Origin of the sequence: Paenibacillus sp. DMB20 (assembly GCF_000987955.1) — a bacterium.
GTDB lineage: Bacteria > Bacillota > Bacilli > Paenibacillales > Paenibacillaceae > Paenibacillus_AQ.
In genome coordinates this window covers 25,417-42,001 of record NZ_LAZU01000001.1, presented here as the reverse complement: position 1 = coordinate 42,001, position 16,585 = coordinate 25,417, and the positions used below count along the sequence as shown (strand labels likewise).

The following is a 16,585-nucleotide window of genomic DNA, read 5'->3' as shown; positions in this document are numbered from 1 at the left end:
TGAATATGTTCGAGCTTGATAAGGACGATTCCTTGACAAGCTCTTTTTCACATGTCAAAGTTAGTATTAAATTTTCATTTGGAGGGAAACGCATGGATATCGATGCATTGGTTGGACGAATCAATGTCTTGGCCAGAAAACACAAAAACGAAGGTTTGACGGAGGAGGAGCAAAAAGAACGCTCCGAGCTTCGTGAAATCTATCTTAATAATATCCGGAGAAACTTCCGGCAGCAGTTGGAATCCATCGAGTGGGTGGATGAAGACCCTAATGGGACGAATTTGAAACATTAAAAGTTCATCCTTTACGTTTACGATTTTAAATGCAAACATCATTATAGAGGGGGAGACTCATGTCTCGTTCGTGGGAAAGAAAAGTCAGCAAAAATATGACTCAGCTGAATAAACAGCGAAAAAAACAGGGACAGGCTTCGATCGGTACAGGATCATCTGTCGCCCATGACGGAGGAGACGTTTTTAAAGGCCGCAAATACGTGCTTCCGATCGTGCTGCTTGCGCTGGCTGTGCTGTATTTGCTTTTGGGCATGGCTACCGTTGAAGCGGGGGCGGGGAGTCAGACCATGAATTGGATCGGCGTCAGCCTTTATATTTTGCTGGCCTTGATGATTTTTTTTAAGAAAGCCCTATTTAAAAGTGGGGCGGAGTACGCTGTCGACTTTTAAATTTAACCGCGAGCGCAAGCTGTCCGCTTCGGAAATTTCGAAGATCAAAATTTTGCATGGCTCCGTTGTTATTGAAAGCAAGGGCAAGGGCGGCAACTGGGTGTTCTCGCGCCTGATCAACCGTTATGATACAAAAGCGATGGGCGAAAGACTTGAACAGTTTGCCAAAGTAAATCAGATTCCGGTAGAAAACGAATAATAGAATGTCCGCCAAGAAGCGGGCTAGTTGGAGAGGGAGTTGGAAAGATGTCGGCTGCTGCTGTTTTGTTTGATTTGGATGACACGTTATTATGGGATGAAAGAAGCGTAGAAGAAGCTTTTGAAATCACTTGCAGGACGGCTGCGGAAGCAGCGGATATTCAAGCCTCGGAATTGCTTCAGGCTGTTCGTCAAGAAGCACGCCTGCTTTATGAATCCTACGAAACTTTTGCATTTACGCAAATGATCGGAATAAACCCGTATGAAGGCTTGTGGGCAAACTTTACCGCGGGCGACCAGCCGGAATTCCGCCGGCTGCAGGAACTGGCCCCGGTATACCGCAGGGAGTCTTGGAGAAAAGGACTTCAGAAGCTGGGGATCGAGAATGATGCGTTGGCCGGCGACCTTGCGGAACAATTTGCGGCAGAGCGCAGAAAACGTCCTTACGTATACGAAGAGACGTTTGACGTCCTCCAATCCCTGAAAGGAAAAGTCAAGCTGCTGCTGCTTACTAACGGCAGTCCTGATCTTCAGCAGGAAAAGCTGGACGGGGTGCCGGAACTCGCGCCTTATTTCGATCATATTGTCATCTCGGGCAACTTAGGAAAAGGCAAACCGGATCCTTCTATTTTTATCCACGCTCTCGGTTTGCTTGAGATTCCCCCGGAACAAGCGGTGATGGTCGGCGATAAGCTGACAACCGACATTAAAGGCGGTAATGCCGCCGGACTAACCACGGTTTGGATCAACCGGAATGACCGGATGAAGGACCCTGACATTGTACCGGATTTCGAGGTACAGAGCCTGACTGAACTTCACTCCATTTTGAACTCATTATAATGATATTTTCATAAGAATTGCCGTAAAGTCTTGAGATCCGGTCAACATCCCGCATTGGGTGAGGCCGGATCCTTTTTTGGCTGTTGATGTGATATTTGTCACACAATTGTAAGCGGATCAACATATTTTTAGACGGAATCCGATGTATAATAATGGGACTGCAAGGAGTACACAGAAACGGCTTCGTTGTTCAACAACGCATATCGAAGGCCCATCAGCAAGAGTATAAAAAAACTTTTTTTTCTTTCTTGCCTTACTCAATGGATGGCTTTGGCCTATGTCATGCCCGAATACATATGAACGGAAAAGTAGGTGGAACCATGTTAAAGAAGAACTATGCCATCATTTCGGTTATGGTACTTATGGCTATCGCCCTGGCTGCTTGCAGCGACAGCAGTGCCAACAACAGCGATGAATTGGTCATGATGGAACCGATTATCGTGGATTTGACTTTAAGCGATGAATCGGCTGCGGCCGGAGAGAAAGTGGTCATGAAGGCAAAGGTCACGCAATCGGGCAGCCCCGTTGAAGACGCGGATAAAGTGGAGTTTGAGCTTAAGCGCGAAGGCGGGGGGATGCAGGTGAAAGTTCCGGTGGCGCATGCCGGAGACGGGGTCTATGTGCTGGAGAAAGCATTTGAGGAAGCCGGCACGTATATGGTGATTTCCCATGTGACCGCCCGGGGGCAGCACTCCATGCCGATGAAAGAATTAAAGGTAACCGAATAATCCGTTTTATAAAACCAGCGGCACTGTATGATCCATTCGGATTCACAGTGCCGCTTTTGAATTATATGATTGGATTAGTTAAGGCCGGGATTGGCGACCGGGTAGGCTACCCAACCGTTTTCTTCAACGAACAGGCGAACGGCTATAATCTGTTTATTGTCCATGAGTGTAAAGAAGTGAGGCGTATTCTCCGGAACGGAGATCACGTCGCCCGGCTCAAGTTCGACATTGAAATATCCCACTTCATCGGAACCCTTGATAATAAAAATGCCCTTACCGCCGACAATGGCGCGGATTTCATCCTCTGAATGGGTATGTACCTCTTCGAATTTTTGGAGAAGCTCTTCCAGGTTCGGGGTGGACTCAGACAAAGTAATAACGTCCCAAATTTTATAGCCGCGCCGTGCAGCCAAATCACGGATTTCAGGGTCGTAAATTTCGAGGATTTTTTTTCTTCTCGTCGTCGGTTAATTTGAAATTGGTCTGCAGCTCATCGGGCAGCTTTTCAATGTTCCAGTGCTCATAGACGACCTGCTGCCGGTTCAAAAATTCACGAACATTTTCTTCTCCGCTGATTCGTTCGTTCGTGTTGCGAATAACGATTTCTGCCATGCTTTATCCCTCTTTCTCCACTTGGATTAATATGTATTATATCTGCACTCACCCGGTTTGTCATCCGTTAAATACAATTTTATATTATAATGACGCACAATTCACGACATATTCATCCTTTTCTATTGAAAAAGATTCTGTTACACTAGGATTTAACGTTTTGCGGGGAGGGGTAACATTGAACAAGCCTGACATACAAGAACTTCTAAAAGAACGAATATTAATCATGGACGGTGCCATGGGCACGATGATTCAGCAGGAGAACCTCTCGCCGCAGGATTTCGGCGGAGATGAGCTGGACGGATGCAACGAAATTTTAGTGCTGAAACGCCCTGATGTTATACAATATATTCATGAGCAATATTTGGAGGCCGGAGCGGATTTAATCGAAACGAATACGTTCGGCGCGACTTCGGTAGTACTGGCTGAATACGATATCCAGCATTTGGCAAGGGAAATCAACCTTGAGGCTGCCCGGCTCGCCCGGGCGGCAGCCGACAAATTTACAACCGCGCTTAAGCCGCGTTATGTCGTTGGCGCCATGGGTCCAACGACAAAAACACTGTCCGTGACCGGCGGCGTAACCTTCCAGGAGCTGATTGAAAGCTATGAGGAGCAGGCAGCCGCCTTAATTGAAGGCAAGGTCGACGCTCTGCTGCTGGAGACGTCCCAGGATACGTTGAATGTAAAAGCGGGCACGATCGGAATCCGACAAGCCTTTGAGAAGACGGGAGTGCGGCTGCCGGTCATGATCTCGGGGACGATTGAGCCGATGGGGACCACGTTGGCGGGACAAAACATTGAATCCTTTTACATTTCCCTTGAACACGTCAAGCCGATATCGGTCGGGTTGAATTGCGCGACCGGACCCGAGTTTATGCGCGATCATATCCGTTCCCTTTCGGAAATGTCCAGTTCGGCAATAAGCTGTTACCCCAACGCGGGTTTGCCGGATGAGAACGGGCATTACCACGAGTCTCCGGATTCGCTTGCACAGAAGATGGCCGCTTTTGCGGAAAAGGGATGGTTGAATATTGCCGGGGGCTGCTGCGGAACGACGCCGGAGCATATCCGAGCATTATCCGAGGTAATGAGCCAGTATCCGCCGCGTCCGATGACCGGCTCGCATCTGCCTGCGCTTTCCGGCATCGAGCCGGTCTACATCGAGCAGGATAACCGCCCTTACATGGTCGGGGAACGAACGAACGTTCTGGGTTCCCGTAAATTTAAACGCTTGATTGTGGAAGGCAAGTATGAGGAAGCATCCGAAATTGCCCGGGCTCAAGTGAAAAACGGAGCGCATATTATTGATGTTTGCGTTCAGGATCCGGACCGCGAAGAGAAAGAGGACATGATCCGGTTCTTGGAGCTGGTCGTGAAAAAAGTAAAAGTCCCTCTCATGATCGATACGACCGATCCGGAAGTCATAGATCTGGCCCTCAGCTATTCCCAAGGAAAGGCAATCATTAACTCTATTAACCTTGAAGACGGCGAGGAAAAGTTTGAGAAGGTAACGCCGCTGGTTCATAAATACGGGGCGGCTGTCGTCGTAGGCACCATTGACGAGAGCGGGCAGGCCATCGATCGGAACGATAAGCTGAACGTTGCCCGCCGCTCCTATGAACTTCTTGTCCATAAGTACGGGATTGAACCGCAGGACATTATTTTCGATACGCTGGTGTTCCCTGTGGGAACCGGAGACGAGCAGTATATCGGCTCCGCCCAGGAAACGATAGAGGGAATCCGGCTTATTAAGGAAGCCATGCCGGAATGCCATACGATTCTGGGGATCAGCAACGTGTCTTTCGGTCTTCCCGAAGCCGGGAGAGAAGTGCTGAACTCGGTGTTTTTGTATGAATGCACCAAAGCCGGCCTAGATTATGCGATCGTCAATACCGAAAAGCTTGAGCGTTATGCTTCCATTCCCGAAGAGGAGCGCCGGCTTGCGGAGGATTTGATTTACCGGACGAATGATGATACGCTGGCTGCTTTCGTGGCCGCTTTTCGGAACAAAAAAAGTCGAGAAGAAAGAAAAAATTTCAAATCTCAGCCTTGAGGAGCGTCTAGCCACCTATGTTGTGGAGGGCTCGAAGGAAGGGCTTATTCCGGATCTGGACCAAGCTCTTCAAAAGTACGGTGCGCTAGAAATCATCAACGGGCCGCTAATGGATGGCATGTCCGAGGTGGGACGGCTGTTCAACAACAACGAGCTGATCGTGGCCGAGGTGCTTCAGAGCGCCGAGGTCATGAAAGCTTCGGTTGCTTATCTGGAGCCCTTTATGGAGAAAAACGAGACGTCCGTTAAAGGCAAAATCATGCTAGCCACCGTTAAGGGCGATGTTCATGATATCGGAAAAAACCTCGTGGAAATCATCCTTTCGAACAATGGTTACAAGATCGTCAATTTGGGTATAAAAGTACCACCGGAGCAAATCATTGAGGCTTATCGCCGGGAGAAGCCGGATGCCATCGGTTTGTCCGGACTGCTTGTCAAATCCGCGCAGCAGATGGTGCTCACCGCTCAGGATTTAAAAACCGCGGGCATTAATGTTCCTATTATGGTGGGGGGGGGCCGCATTAACGCGCAAGTTTACGAGAACCCGGATTCGCCCCGAGTACGACGGAATGGTACTATATGCGAAGGATGCCATGGATGGGTTGGATCTTGCCAACAAATTGAGCGACCCCGTACACCGGACCGAGCTGGAGCAGGAAGTGAGATCCGAACGGGAAGAGGATTTATCGACCGTTCCGTCCGAAAAACGGCTGCCGGAACAAACCCGGATCAAGCGTTCCAAAATTGCCACGGATGCGCCCGTGTATCTTCCTCCGGATTTCGAGCGCCATATCCTAAGGAATTACCCGATAACGCATATTTTGCCTTATATTAATATGCAGATGCTGCTTGGCCATCATCTAGGGCTTCGCGGCTCTGTAGAACAGCTGCTTGCTTCAGAGGATCCGAAGGCGGTATCTCTGAAGGATACGGTAGACGGAATCCTGCAAGAGGCTATTCAAAAGGGCATTATACAAGCTCACGCGATGTATCGGTTTTTCCCTGCCCAATCGCAGGGGAATGACATTATCATATACGATCCGGAAGATCAATCAACCGTTCTGCACCGGTTCAGCTTTCCTAGACAGCAGGTTGAACCTTATCTGTGCCTAGCCGATTTCTTGAAGTCGGTTGAGAGCGGGACTATGGATTACGTAGGCTTTCTTGTCGTTACGGCAGGACACGGCGTAGGGAAGCTGTCCGCGGAATGGAAGGAAAAAGGAGACTATCTCCGATCCCATGCTTTGCAATCGGTCGCGCTGGAAACGGCCGAAGCTTTGGCGGAGCGCATTCATCATATGATGAGGGATTCCTGGGGCTTCCCGGATCCGGAGGATATGACCATGAAGCGGAGACTTGGGGCGCGTTATCAAGGCATACGCGTATCCTTTGGATATCCGGCCTGCCCGGACTTGGAAGATCAGGAGCCGCTGTTCAAACTGATGAAGCCGGAGGACATCGGGGTACACCTGACCGAGGGCTTCATGATGGAGCCCGAAGCCTCTGTGTCGGCCATGGTATTCAGCCATCCGGAAGCCAAGTATTTTAATGTAGACAAAGCATAAGCGACAACTGTGAACGCGGGTGCAGACTTGCCGGAAATCCTCCGAATTTTTCGGGGGATTTTCTCCGGTTTACATACCTGAAAGGGGAGAAGAGGCTTGGAACTCTATTTTTTGGGAACGAACGCAGGGGTTCCTTCGCTGCAGAGAAACGTGACCTCTGCGGCACTCCGGCTGCTGGAAGAGCGGAGCAGCATCTGGCTGTTCGATTGCGGAGAGGGTACGCAGCATCAAATACTCCGAACCCCCCTCAAATTAAGCAAGCTGGAGTACATTTTCATCACCCATTTGCATGGCGACCATATTTTTGGTCTGCCGGGATTATTGTCAACCCGGGGCGCGCAGGGAGCGACCACGCCGGTTACGGTGTACGGCCCCAAAGGAATCAAGACGTTTATTGACACCTCTCTCGAGCTGAGCCAATCCCGTGTGAATTATTCGCTGGAGATCAAAGAGCACAGCGGCGGATTATTGTTTGAAGACGAAACCTTTCGGGTGGAGGCCGCACTGCTCGAACACAGGACGGAAAGTTACGGCTACCGTGTTACGGAGAAGGACCGTCCGGGCAGCCTTGATTTAAAACGGCTAGAGTCCTTTGGGCTCAAACCCGGTCCCATTTTCGGCAAGCTAAAGCGGGGAGAAAGCGTGGAAATCACGGGAGGACAACTGCTTCACCCCTCGGATGTGCTGCTTTCCCCCAAAAAGGGGCGAGTGGTAACCGTCCTTGGGGATACACGGCCATGTTCAAACATCATGCCGCTGGCGAAGGGGGCGGATCTGCTTGTTCACGAAGCCACTTTCATGAATGACCTTGAGGACACGGCGTTTGAATACTATCACAGCACGGCAAGGCAGGCGGCAAAGGCTGCAGCGGAGGCAGGAGTCAAGGAACTTCTGCTCACTCATTTTAGTTCGCGATACAAGGATATCGAGCATTTGCAGCCGATGCTGGAGGAAGCCAGGCAGCTGTTTCCGAATACGCGGCTGGCTGAGGACTTTGCCCTTTATCCGATCCATCGGCAGGGGTAATATATTCGGGGGAATAAAATTATTTTCCGGGAAAGCGCAGGAAATGACACGACTGTTCCGGAAACCGTATTTCAGGGACAGTCTTCGATCTCTTTCGACCGGCAATCGAATGAAATTACATAGATCTGACGAAATGCCGCAGCAAAAAAAAGCTAGGCCAAAAGCAAGCTTGTTGCAGGCGCCATAACGTTAAATTACAATAGGACAGAGACGAAAATCATGGGACTCAAAGGTCTCGTCGTATATACTTTTACCTGTGCGTGCTTTTGATATCAGAACAGCATACGAATTTAACACAATCAATATTTAATAACGTGAATAAAATTGGCAGAAGAGCGGGTGTCATTATGGAACGAGTGAAAGGACTGCTTATTGATCTGGATGGTACGCTGTACCATGGCAAAAATAGAATTGACGGTGCCGACGACCTTATCCGGAAGCTTCGGGAGCGGAAGATCCCTTATTTGTTTGTGACCAACAATTCGTCACGAACCCCCGAACAGGTGGCGGAGCACCTTGGCGGGATGGGCATCCCGGCTTCCCCTGAGGAGGTGTGCACTTCATCGCTCGCGGCAGCGAGTTATATTGCCCATGAATCGCCGGGAGCAAAAGTGGCGATTCTGGGAGAAGAGGGGCTCCGATCGGCTCTGTTGGATGCCGGACTGGAACCGACGGAGGAAATTCCGCAGTATGTGGTTCAAGGCATTGACCGATCCTTCAACTATCAATCCTTGGCGAAGGCGGTTCAATGGATTCGAACAGGCGCGGTTTCGGTGCTCACGAACCCTGACCTGCTGCTGCCCTCGGATACCGGGCTTACACCGGGAGCAGGTTCTTTGGGGGCTGCCATTGAGGCGGCTTCCGGCGTAAAGCCCATCGTGATCGGCAAGCCATCCTCCATCTTGATGAAATATGCCACGGACAGGCTGGGGATTTCGCCTTCCGACGCGATTGTCCTGGGCGATAATATGAGGACGGACATTGCGGCCGGGGCGAACGCCGGTTGCAAAACGGTTCTGGTCATGACGGGCATTACGACGGACGAAAATATGGAAGAACACATGAAAGCGGCGGGCGTGGCCCCGGATTATGTCTGCCGGGATTTGTACGAGGCGGCAGACCTGCTGTGCGGCTAACCCGATGATGAACAATATGACGCGCGACATGAAAGGATAGATGCATCATGCCGGAACTTCCGGAAATGGAAAACTATCGGAGAAAGCTGTCCGACCGTATTTTAAACATTCCGATCAGCAAGGTGATCGTAAACCGAGAAAAATCGATTAATGTCCATCCCGATGAGTTTCAGGCTACATTGATCGGCGCCAAGGTCATTTTTGTGGAGCGTCGGGGGAAACATCTGATCTTCCATCTGAACGACGGTCGGCGTCTGCTGCTTCATCTTATGCTTGGCGGGCTGCTGTACATGGCAAAAGAAGAAGAGGAGCGGCCTTCCCGGTCCACTCAAATCGAGATTTTCTTCGGTGACCGGATTTTGTGCTTTATCGGCCTACGCCTCGGGTACCTGCATTTATTGACCGCAAAAGAAACCGAGAAAGCGCTGCGGGATCTCGGTCCTGAACTGATGGACCGGCGCATGACGAAAGAGCGTTTTGTCCGTTTGCTCGGGACCCGCCGGGGAGCCTTGAAAAGCCTTTTGGTCAATCAGCATGCGGTAGCAGGCATTGGGAATTGCTATGCGGATGAGATTGCATTTGACGCCGGAATACATCCTTCCGCCAAGGTTCAGCATCTGTCGGAAGTTTCCCTCGAACGGCTCTATGACAGTGCCGTGAAAGTTTTGGAAGAGGCAACAGAGGGCGGGGGATACATGGAAATGCCTTTTTCAACGGATGACCGGCTGACGGGAGGGTATGACGACCAATGCAAGGTGTATGACCGGGAAGGAGAAGCATGCGTACGCTGCGGTACCGCCATTGCCAGAATAGAACAGAGCGGACGAAAGGCGTTTTACTGTCCGAGTTGCCAACATGAGGAATGATCCGAAGATCGGCAGCCATGTCAGCACAAGGGGCGGTTTTGCAGCGGCAGCCCGGTATGCAGACAGTCTCGGCGGCAAAGCTTTCCAGTACTTTCCGAAAAACCCTCGCAGTCTTCATGTGAAACCCCCGAATCTTCAGGAAGGGGCAGCCTGTGCGGCATACTGCCGCGAGTTTGGGCTCGTTTCCGTGGCTCATACGCCATATCCCACCAATATGGCTGTCGGCTTGACGCGGGGAGAGGAGCACTACCGATTGACCGTGGAATCGTTGATGAATGATTTGATCATTGCGGAATCGTGCGGATCGCTCGGAATCGTCGTTCATTTTGGACATCTGAAGGGGGGAAACATCCTGGAGGGTTATCAAAATGTCATCCGCTGCATGAACGACGTGCTTTCCGCTTGGACGGGACGGGCGAAACTCCTGATCGAGAATCAGGCGGGCGATCATAGCAGCATGGGCATGACGCTGGAGGAATCGGTTAAAGTAAGGGAACTGGCTAATGAACCGGAGAAAATTGGCTTTTGCCTGGATACCTGCCATCTGTTTGCCGCAGGGCAGTGGGATGTAAGCGCAACGGACAAGCTGCTGCATAAAGGTCGGGAACTGGGATATTGGGAGCAACTGGTTTCCGTTCATTTGAACGATTCCAAATATGACGCGGGCTCCCGAAAGGACCGGCATGCACGGGTAGGGCGCGGGATGATCGGCAAAGAAGGGCTGAGAGCCCTTTTGCAATCGAGTGAACTGGCCGGCAAGGCGTTTATTTTAGAGAGCGAGAAAGGAGAGGACGGGACGCACCGCGATGATATCGCCGAGGTGAAGTCCTGGCTTCGATAAGGAGGGATTTCCTATGATCCACCTGTACCTTGATGATTGGCGATCATGTCCGAAAGGCTTTGCGCTGGCCCGGAACGGGGAAGAATGTCTGTTGATGCTGCGGGAGTGCGAAGTGGATATTTTGTCCCTTGACTATGAACTGGGGCACGGACAAATGAACGGCGGGGATGTCGTGGCCGCGATGATAGCCGAAAAACGGTACCCGAGACAAATTTATTTGCACACCTCCAGCCCTTTGGGAAGAAGAAAAATGTACGAGATGTTATACGAGCATATGCCTTCCGATGTAGCTGTGCATAATGGACCCATGCCGCAAGAGGTTTTGGACAAGGCAGCCGGATCGGGCTCATGATCCAGGTTACGCAGCGAGAGCTGACCGAGCGGCTGGAATGGCAAAACCGGCTCGTCCAGCGAAGCGACTTGGCGGCTTCGATCATTGTTTTTCTGCATACTCCTTTATGCGGTACATGCGGGGCGGCGCGCAAAATGCTGGATGTAGCGGAATTGCTCCTGCCTGATGACACGCTCCTGGAAGGGGACGTGAACTTTATGCCGGAGATTGTCCGGCGTTTTCAGATCGGCAGCGTTCCTGCACTACTGGCGGTACCCGGAAAAAAGGATGAGCCGTATCGTACGCTGTACCGAATGGGCTCCGTGCAGGATATTTTGAATTTTGTCAGGGGGGCGCTGATATGATATCTCTTCAAAACATTACCCTCCGAAGAGGAGACGACCTTATTCTTAATGATGTCTCCCTTGAAATGGGAAAGGGCGAACACTGGGTCATTTTGGGAAGGAACGGATCCGGAAAAACGACGTTGCTTGAAATGATGACCGGTTATTTATTCCCCAGCAGCGGACGGGTCGAAGTGCTCGGAAATGAGTATGGCCGCTGCGATGTCCGCGAGGTGCGCAAACAGATCGGATACATCAGCCAATCCCTGATGGAAAAGCTTTCGTTCAGCGATCCCGTTTGGGAGGTTGTCGCCACGGGCGCATACGCTTTTTTGCGTTTCTACCAGGCGATTCCGGATGAAGTTCGGGAAAAAGCAATGGCATTGCTTGACGATATGAACTTCTCGCATTTGGCGGAGCATCCGCTCGGAACTCTCTCCCAAGGAGAGCGGAAAAAGGTCATGCTTGCCCGGTCGCTCATGGCCGATCCCAAGCTTCTTATCATGGATGAGCCCTGCGCGGGTCTCGATTTATACGAGCGCGAAAAAATGCTGCTGGAGATTGACCGTTTAAAGCGGCGCGACGTGGCGGTTGTTTATGTCACGCATCATATCGAGGAAATCGTACCGCTCTTTACCCATGTCGCCTTGATCAAAGACGGTCAATTGGCGGGAGCGGGGCGCAAAGAAGACGTACTGAGCAAGGAACTTATAAAAAGGACTTATGATATCCGAGTCGATCTTGAGTGGGATGGCGGACGTCCCTGGATTAAAGTACTTTCTGGAGGGTAATCCCATTGGATGAACATCAAGCAATACACGAGCAATCGGCCGAACGGCATTCGACCAGATTGATATGCACGGCCAATCACGGCTTTGCTCCCTACGCGCAGGAAGAGCTGCGCAGACTTTTCGGAAGCTTGAAGAGCACCATGCTTGTGCCGGGCGAAGTCTTTGTACTGACCCTGGGCACGACCCTGGAAGATGCCGTACGTCGAATCATCGGACAACAGCCCATTTTCTTGCGGCATTTGTTTCCCGTCCATCTTGAAGTAGGAGCGGAGGAGGCGGAACAGGCTATACGAGAGGTGACGGCTTATTTGGTGAAACAAGACATGCTTGCTTCTAGCCGAATGTCTGTACAAGTCAGAAAAACGGAAGGAGCCAGCTGGGCCGAAAGCTCCGGAGCCCTCCGGGACCGGATGATGGAAGAACTGGCTCCGCTAGAGGCCGAATATACGGTCGATGAACCCGACTGGGTCATTTCCTTGTTCGCCGGAAAAGAAAAATGGTACCTGGGCGTATCGAAACCCGATGAAAACCTTTCCGACTGGAACGGAGGGGCTATCCGTTTTCAACGGGAAGAAGGCCAGATTTCAAGGGCCAAGTTTAAACTGCTGGAAGCGGAAAAGCAATTCTCCATTCCGTTTTCTTCCTTCGGCAGAGCGCTGGATATCGGGGCGGCACCGGGCGGTTGGACATCTTTTTTGCTGGAACGGGGGATTCAGGTAACCGCCGTGGACCCCGCCCAAATGCACGAAACGTTGATTCATCGTTCGGGGTTAAGGATCATCCAAAAAAATGCGGCCGAAGTGAAATTCAAAGAGCATGAATTTGATCTCATCGTTTGCGATATGAGCTGGAGTCCAAAACAAATGGCCAGGCTTGTAACGGGGCTTTTATATTCCCTTGTTCCCGGGGGGACGGCGGTGATCACGGTCAAACTGCTGACGAAAAAGCCAATGGCGCTGATCAAAGAAATTACGGGCATATTTGAAGAGTCCCGGATGCAAATTCAGGGCGCCAAGCAGCTCTTTCATAACCGCGATGAAATTACTCTATATATGATCAAGTATTAATCAGCAAAAAAATGCTTTACAAATCGAGTCACCTTGTTTTATAATGATTCCAAAATTAACCAAACATTATTTCAGGAAAGCATCCTGTGCGATCGCCACGGTATATCGTGGACGGTCGGCAGGGTGCTTTCTTTTTTTTTTGTTTGCATTAAGAAGAGCCGTTCACCGAAGAAAGAGGGAGAAATATGAAGCATCGATCAAAGCTGGAGCCAGGAATTTTGCTCGGAGACCGATACCGCGTCGAACGGAAGATCGGCGAGGGGGGAATGAGCTGTGTTTACTTAGCGGAAGACTTAAAGCTGCCTGGAAAGAAATGGGCGATTAAGGAGACGGTATCCGTACATGGCATGTTTCATGCCGTGCAGGCCGAAGCGGAACTGCTGATTACGCTTAGCCATCCCCGACTGCCGCGAATCGTCGATTTTTTTAAACCGGATGAAAGCGGTTATACCTATTTGGTCATGGACTATATTCACGGCATGACATTGGAAAAGTATATCCGGGGTTACCGCGGTCAAGTGTCAGCCGACTTTATGCTCCGTCTCGCCAAACAGCTGCTGGAGGTATTAAGTTATCTTCATGCTCATACTCCACCCGTTGTTTTCCGGGATTTAAAGCCGTCCAATATCATGCTTACAACGGATATGGAAGCCAGGCTCATCGATTTTGGCATCGCGCGCAGTTACAAACAGGAACAGAATGAGGACACGGTTCATCTGGGGACTGTCGGATTTGCTGCCCCCGAGCAGTATGGCGGCGGGCAAAGCGATGCGAGGTCGGATTTGTACGCTCTTGGGGCGCTTATGCTTTATCTGGGCACGGGCGGACGCCTCAGCCAATGGATTCCCGGAGTAGAGCGACATATCCGAAAGGACATGCCCGCAGGCTTTGCTTCCGTGATCCGGAAGCTATTGCAGCAAAAGCCGGAAAACCGGTACCAGTCCGCCCACGAGGTTCAAACCGCATTGGAAAACGGGAGCATGCCCTTGCCGGCCAGAGAGGCGGCTACCGGCATAAAGCATACGGCAGTAGGGACTTTGGTTACGGCCGTCTTGGGAACTTCGCCGGGTCTCGGAACGACGCATTGCTGTATCATGATGGGGCATTTTCTGGCCGGAATGTTCAATCGCGTAGCGGTTGTGGAGATGGGCGCGCGATCATCTGCATTTATCCGCATCCAGGAGATTGCGGAAGGATGTCCAAACGTCTCGTTGCGAAAATTCAATATAAACGGTATCGATTTTTGGCGGCAGACCGCCAGAAGCGACGTCATTTCATTGATCTCTGGCAGTTATGATGCGGTTGTTTTGGATTTGGGGTCTTATCGCGACAGCGATCGCTTGGAGGAGTTTTTACGGGCGAACGTTCCGGTCGTTGTCGGATCCGGGGCGGAATGGAGGCGGAATGACGTTATAACGCTCACCCGCATGCTTTCTAGTCATGAGCAGCCCGGCCGAGTTTACGTCTTGCCCCTTGCGGCCTCAGCCGCCGCCGAAAATTTGAGAAAAGCGCTTGGAGGCAGCAAGGTGGTTTCCCTTCCGCCGATATGCGATCCCTTCGAGCTTTCCGTGGCATCCGAGCAGGCGATGCGCGAAATATACGAGGATTATTTACCGATGAAACCGCGGAAAAGCAGATTCAGGTTCCTGAAAGCTCAACCGTTTTCATGGAGAGGAGAATAAGAAATGCCAATCATACGTCGGCGCGGCAAAAAATTGCTGTATGCCGGTCTTGCGGGAGCCGGGCTCATGGGTGTGTTGATGGCCGGAGGTTTCTATGTTGTACAAAACGGGAACGTGAAACAGTTCGCTCAGGAAAGGCAGCAGTACCGGCAAAGAATTCAAGATTTGGAAGCCGCTCAGCTCGATCGGTTAAGGACGATGAAAACGGCTTGGATTCCTCTTAAGGATCTCCCCGCCGGTCACTTCCTCGACAGGAAGGATCTGCAGGAGGTTCGCCTGCCCGCCGATCTATCACCGGATAATATGCCGTTGAAGCTGGAACAGCTTACAGGCAAGGGAACGAAAATCGAGCTCAGAAAAGGGACTCCGATCACGCTGGCTATGCTGTACGAGGAGGAGGCCACGCCCCCCCGATCTAAGAAACAAGGAAATGAAATCCGTTTGGTTGCCGAGCAACCTGAAAGTGAAGGATACCGTGGATATACGGATCCAGTTCCCGACAGGCCAGGATTATATAGTTCTGTCCAAAAAAGCGATCGATAAACTGTCGGCACCGGCTTTCTGGACAACATTGAGCGAGCAGGAAATACTGCTGCTCTCCAGTGCGATGGTTGATGCGTACCTTCATAAGGCTTCGCTTTATGCGCTTACCTATGTCGAACCGCAAATGCAGAAAAAGGCGGTGCCCAATTATCCGCCGAATCTGGAGGTCATTGCATTGATCAAGAGGGATCCAAACATTATCGATAAGGCTGAGAGGCAGCTCGAATCCTCGATTCGGACCGCTTTGGACCGTGATCTCGAGAAGATGGATCCTGGGCGTTCCATCCAGGCATCCGGCTCCGGCGATATGATCTATCAACAGACGAGACAAGATTCTTATTCGTGGCCTGTAAAGGAAAGTGAAAACGGCGAGGTTGCGTATGAACCGGAGACGGAGCGGGCAGAGGATGGCATCCGGAATGACCGGACAGCTGAATCGGAGGAAATTTTTAGCGGCGGAAAGGCGGTTTCGGATTCCGCCTCGGCAGGCGATAGCGATCAGCAGGACATCGAAACGGAGGCAATTTTTACAAGCCCATAATCGGCCCGGCAAAAGGAGGCAAAGAAATTGAGGACGTGGATATTTGCAGGCATTTGCGATAAAAGCGATATGCTGTTGTACCTCTGTAAGATTTTAGCTCAGGATGGAAAACGTATACTGTTGGCCGATGCGGCCCGTGAACGGAAATATGCCCATTGCATAGGCAGGCTGGATCCTTGCTTGGATATCACCGAGTTTTCGGGATTTGACGTTGCATGCGGTTTTGAAGACTGCTCCGCTTTAATGGATAGGCTTGGCCGGTCGGAAGAGGCTCCTTATGATTTGGTCGTCATCGATGTGGAAAAGGAGTCCTTTATGAAGCCTCAAGACTGGCAAGGGGCGGACGCAATGGTATGGGTAAGCAGCTTCGAACTCACAGGACTCATGAAAGGCGACCAGTGGCTAAAAGGGTTGTCGGAAGGATGGGAAGGGCTTCAGCCCCCGGGGTTTCAGCGCGTTTATTTAAATGCGATCGAAGACATGACGGACGATGCTTATATCGACAGTTACCTGGGCAGGGCCCAGGTGCGTTGGCTTGACGAGCCGATCCGGATTCCATGGGATGAATTGTCGTATGCATTGAAAATAGAGAATGAGCATGCCGGAAGGCTTCGGATAAAACCGCTGGGCAGAACGTACAAGCGGGCTCTTATGGAATTGATTCAAAGGCTGACCGAAATGGAAAGGCGCCATATCAGGCGGGCGATGAAACAGGCGGAAAGGAGAAGGGCGTGAC

At 51.1% G+C, this 16,585-nt stretch carries 17 protein-coding genes and 2 pseudogenes; 18 read left to right on the top strand and 1 reads right to left on the bottom strand.

Going from position 1 to position 16,585, the window contains the following annotated elements:
* Nucleotides 1–92 precede the first annotated feature (92 nt).
* The 5 genes from XI25_RS00200 (at nucleotide 93) to XI25_RS00185 (ending at nucleotide 2,448) form a co-directional block, all read left to right on the top strand.
* Nucleotides 93–293, top strand: coding sequence for a DUF896 domain-containing protein (locus tag XI25_RS00200; RefSeq protein ID WP_046676829.1), 201 nt, complete (start codon nucleotides 93–95; stop codon nucleotides 291–293).
* A 59-nt stretch (nucleotides 294–352) separates the two neighbouring features.
* Nucleotides 353–682 carry a hypothetical protein gene (locus tag XI25_RS36005; RefSeq protein WP_327204701.1) on the top strand — a complete coding sequence of 110 codons (330 nt, stop codon included), beginning with the start codon at nucleotides 353–355 and terminating at the stop codon, nucleotides 680–682.
* Nucleotides 654–881 (top strand): hypothetical protein, encoded by a 228-nt coding sequence (locus XI25_RS36000; protein ID WP_327204700.1) that lies wholly within the window; start codon nucleotides 654–656, stop codon nucleotides 879–881. The genes XI25_RS36005 and XI25_RS36000 overlap by 29 nt, the downstream gene beginning before the upstream one ends.
* A 47-nt stretch (nucleotides 882–928) precedes the next feature.
* A complete protein-coding gene (locus tag XI25_RS00190) occupies nucleotides 929–1,720 on the top strand; it encodes an HAD family hydrolase (protein ID WP_046676828.1) in 792 nt (263 codons plus the stop codon).
* A 320-nt stretch (nucleotides 1,721–2,040) separates the two neighbouring features.
* Nucleotides 2,041–2,448, top strand: a complete 408-nt coding sequence (locus XI25_RS00185) for a FixH family protein (RefSeq protein WP_046676827.1) — start codon at nucleotides 2,041–2,043, stop codon at nucleotides 2,446–2,448.
* A 74-nt stretch (nucleotides 2,449–2,522) separates the two neighbouring features.
* On the opposite strand, the pseudogene XI25_RS00180 reads toward XI25_RS00185, so the two are convergent.
* Nucleotides 2,523–3,060: pseudogene (locus tag XI25_RS00180) on the bottom strand (cupin domain-containing protein).
* A 178-nt stretch (nucleotides 3,061–3,238) separates the two neighbouring features.
* On the opposite strand from XI25_RS00180, the pseudogene metH reads away from it, so the two are divergent.
* The 13 genes and pseudogenes from metH (at nucleotide 3,239) to XI25_RS00120 (ending at nucleotide 16,584) form a co-directional block, all read left to right on the top strand.
* Nucleotides 3,239–6,681, top strand: a pseudogene (gene metH, locus XI25_RS00175) (methionine synthase).
* Nucleotides 6,682–6,777: 96 nt separating this feature from the next.
* A complete protein-coding gene (gene rnz / locus XI25_RS00170; protein WP_046676826.1) occupies nucleotides 6,778–7,707 on the top strand; it encodes a ribonuclease Z in 930 nt (309 codons plus the stop codon).
* 347 nt (nucleotides 7,708–8,054) lie between these two features.
* On the top strand, nucleotides 8,055–8,843 hold the full coding sequence (locus XI25_RS00165; protein ID WP_046676825.1) for a TIGR01457 family HAD-type hydrolase: 789 nt from the start codon (nucleotides 8,055–8,057) through the stop codon (nucleotides 8,841–8,843).
* A 47-nt stretch (nucleotides 8,844–8,890) separates the two neighbouring features.
* Nucleotides 8,891–9,709 (top strand): DNA-formamidopyrimidine glycosylase, encoded by an 819-nt coding sequence (gene mutM / locus XI25_RS00160; RefSeq protein WP_046676824.1) that lies wholly within the window; start codon nucleotides 8,891–8,893, stop codon nucleotides 9,707–9,709.
* Entirely contained in the window at nucleotides 9,699–10,550 is an 852-nt protein-coding gene (locus tag XI25_RS00155) for a deoxyribonuclease IV (RefSeq protein ID WP_046676823.1), read from the top strand. Before mutM ends, XI25_RS00155 begins: the two co-directional genes overlap by 11 nt.
* A gap of 13 nt (nucleotides 10,551–10,563) precedes the next feature.
* The gene (locus XI25_RS00150; protein ID WP_046676822.1) at nucleotides 10,564–10,902 is read left to right on the top strand and encodes a cyclic-phosphate processing receiver domain-containing protein; all 339 of its coding nucleotides are present in this window, start codon (nucleotides 10,564–10,566) and stop codon (nucleotides 10,900–10,902) included.
* The gene (locus XI25_RS00145) at nucleotides 10,899–11,246 is read left to right on the top strand and encodes a thioredoxin family protein (RefSeq protein WP_052759386.1); all 348 of its coding nucleotides are present in this window, start codon (nucleotides 10,899–10,901) and stop codon (nucleotides 11,244–11,246) included. Before XI25_RS00150 ends, XI25_RS00145 begins: the two co-directional genes overlap by 4 nt.
* Nucleotides 11,243–12,016, top strand: a complete 774-nt coding sequence (locus XI25_RS00140; RefSeq protein WP_046676821.1) for an ABC transporter ATP-binding protein — start codon at nucleotides 11,243–11,245, stop codon at nucleotides 12,014–12,016. The genes XI25_RS00145 and XI25_RS00140 overlap by 4 nt, the downstream gene beginning before the upstream one ends.
* Nucleotides 12,017–12,021: 5 nt before the next feature.
* Nucleotides 12,022–13,083, top strand: a complete 1,062-nt coding sequence (locus XI25_RS00135) for an SAM-dependent methyltransferase (RefSeq protein WP_046676820.1) — start codon at nucleotides 12,022–12,024, stop codon at nucleotides 13,081–13,083.
* Nucleotides 13,084–13,268: 185 nt separating this feature from the next.
* Nucleotides 13,269–14,765 (top strand): serine/threonine protein kinase, encoded by a 1,497-nt coding sequence (locus XI25_RS00130; RefSeq protein ID WP_046676819.1) that lies wholly within the window; start codon nucleotides 13,269–13,271, stop codon nucleotides 14,763–14,765.
* Between the two features lie 3 nt (nucleotides 14,766–14,768).
* Nucleotides 14,769–15,308, top strand: a complete 540-nt coding sequence (locus tag XI25_RS33880; RefSeq protein ID WP_052759385.1) for an SAF domain-containing protein — start codon at nucleotides 14,769–14,771, stop codon at nucleotides 15,306–15,308.
* Nucleotides 15,196–15,849: a hypothetical protein gene (locus tag XI25_RS33875; RefSeq protein WP_235439584.1), complete on the top strand. Its 654-nt coding sequence runs from the start codon at nucleotides 15,196–15,198 to the stop codon at nucleotides 15,847–15,849. The genes XI25_RS33880 and XI25_RS33875 overlap by 113 nt, the downstream gene beginning before the upstream one ends.
* Nucleotides 15,850–15,876: 27 nt before the next feature.
* A complete protein-coding gene (locus XI25_RS00120) occupies nucleotides 15,877–16,584 on the top strand; it encodes a hypothetical protein (protein ID WP_046676818.1) in 708 nt (235 codons plus the stop codon).
* The last annotated feature ends 1 nt before the right edge of the window (nucleotide 16,585 follow it).

Coding starts and splice junctions, on each gene's coding strand:
- XI25_RS00145 (WP_052759386.1), top strand. CDS start 10,899: ATGATCCAGGTTACGCAGCGAGAGCTGACCGAGCGGCTGGAATGGCAA.
- XI25_RS00200 (WP_046676829.1), top strand. CDS start 93: ATGGATATCGATGCATTGGTTGGACGAATCAATGTCTTGGCCAGAAAA.
- XI25_RS00155 (WP_046676823.1), top strand. CDS start 9,699: ATGAGGAATGATCCGAAGATCGGCAGCCATGTCAGCACAAGGGGCGGT.
- XI25_RS00190 (WP_046676828.1), top strand. CDS start 929: ATGTCGGCTGCTGCTGTTTTGTTTGATTTGGATGACACGTTATTATGG.
- XI25_RS00165 (WP_046676825.1), top strand. CDS start 8,055: ATGGAACGAGTGAAAGGACTGCTTATTGATCTGGATGGTACGCTGTAC.
- XI25_RS36005 (WP_327204701.1), top strand. CDS start 353: ATGTCTCGTTCGTGGGAAAGAAAAGTCAGCAAAAATATGACTCAGCTG.
- XI25_RS00140 (WP_046676821.1), top strand. CDS start 11,243: ATGATATCTCTTCAAAACATTACCCTCCGAAGAGGAGACGACCTTATT.
- XI25_RS33875 (WP_235439584.1), top strand. CDS start 15,196: ATGAAATCCGTTTGGTTGCCGAGCAACCTGAAAGTGAAGGATACCGTG.
- XI25_RS33880 (WP_052759385.1), top strand. CDS start 14,769: ATGCCAATCATACGTCGGCGCGGCAAAAAATTGCTGTATGCCGGTCTT.
- XI25_RS00130 (WP_046676819.1), top strand. CDS start 13,269: ATGAAGCATCGATCAAAGCTGGAGCCAGGAATTTTGCTCGGAGACCGA.
- XI25_RS00185 (WP_046676827.1), top strand. CDS start 2,041: ATGTTAAAGAAGAACTATGCCATCATTTCGGTTATGGTACTTATGGCT.
- mutM (WP_046676824.1), top strand. CDS start 8,891: ATGCCGGAACTTCCGGAAATGGAAAACTATCGGAGAAAGCTGTCCGAC.
- XI25_RS00150 (WP_046676822.1), top strand. CDS start 10,564: ATGATCCACCTGTACCTTGATGATTGGCGATCATGTCCGAAAGGCTTT.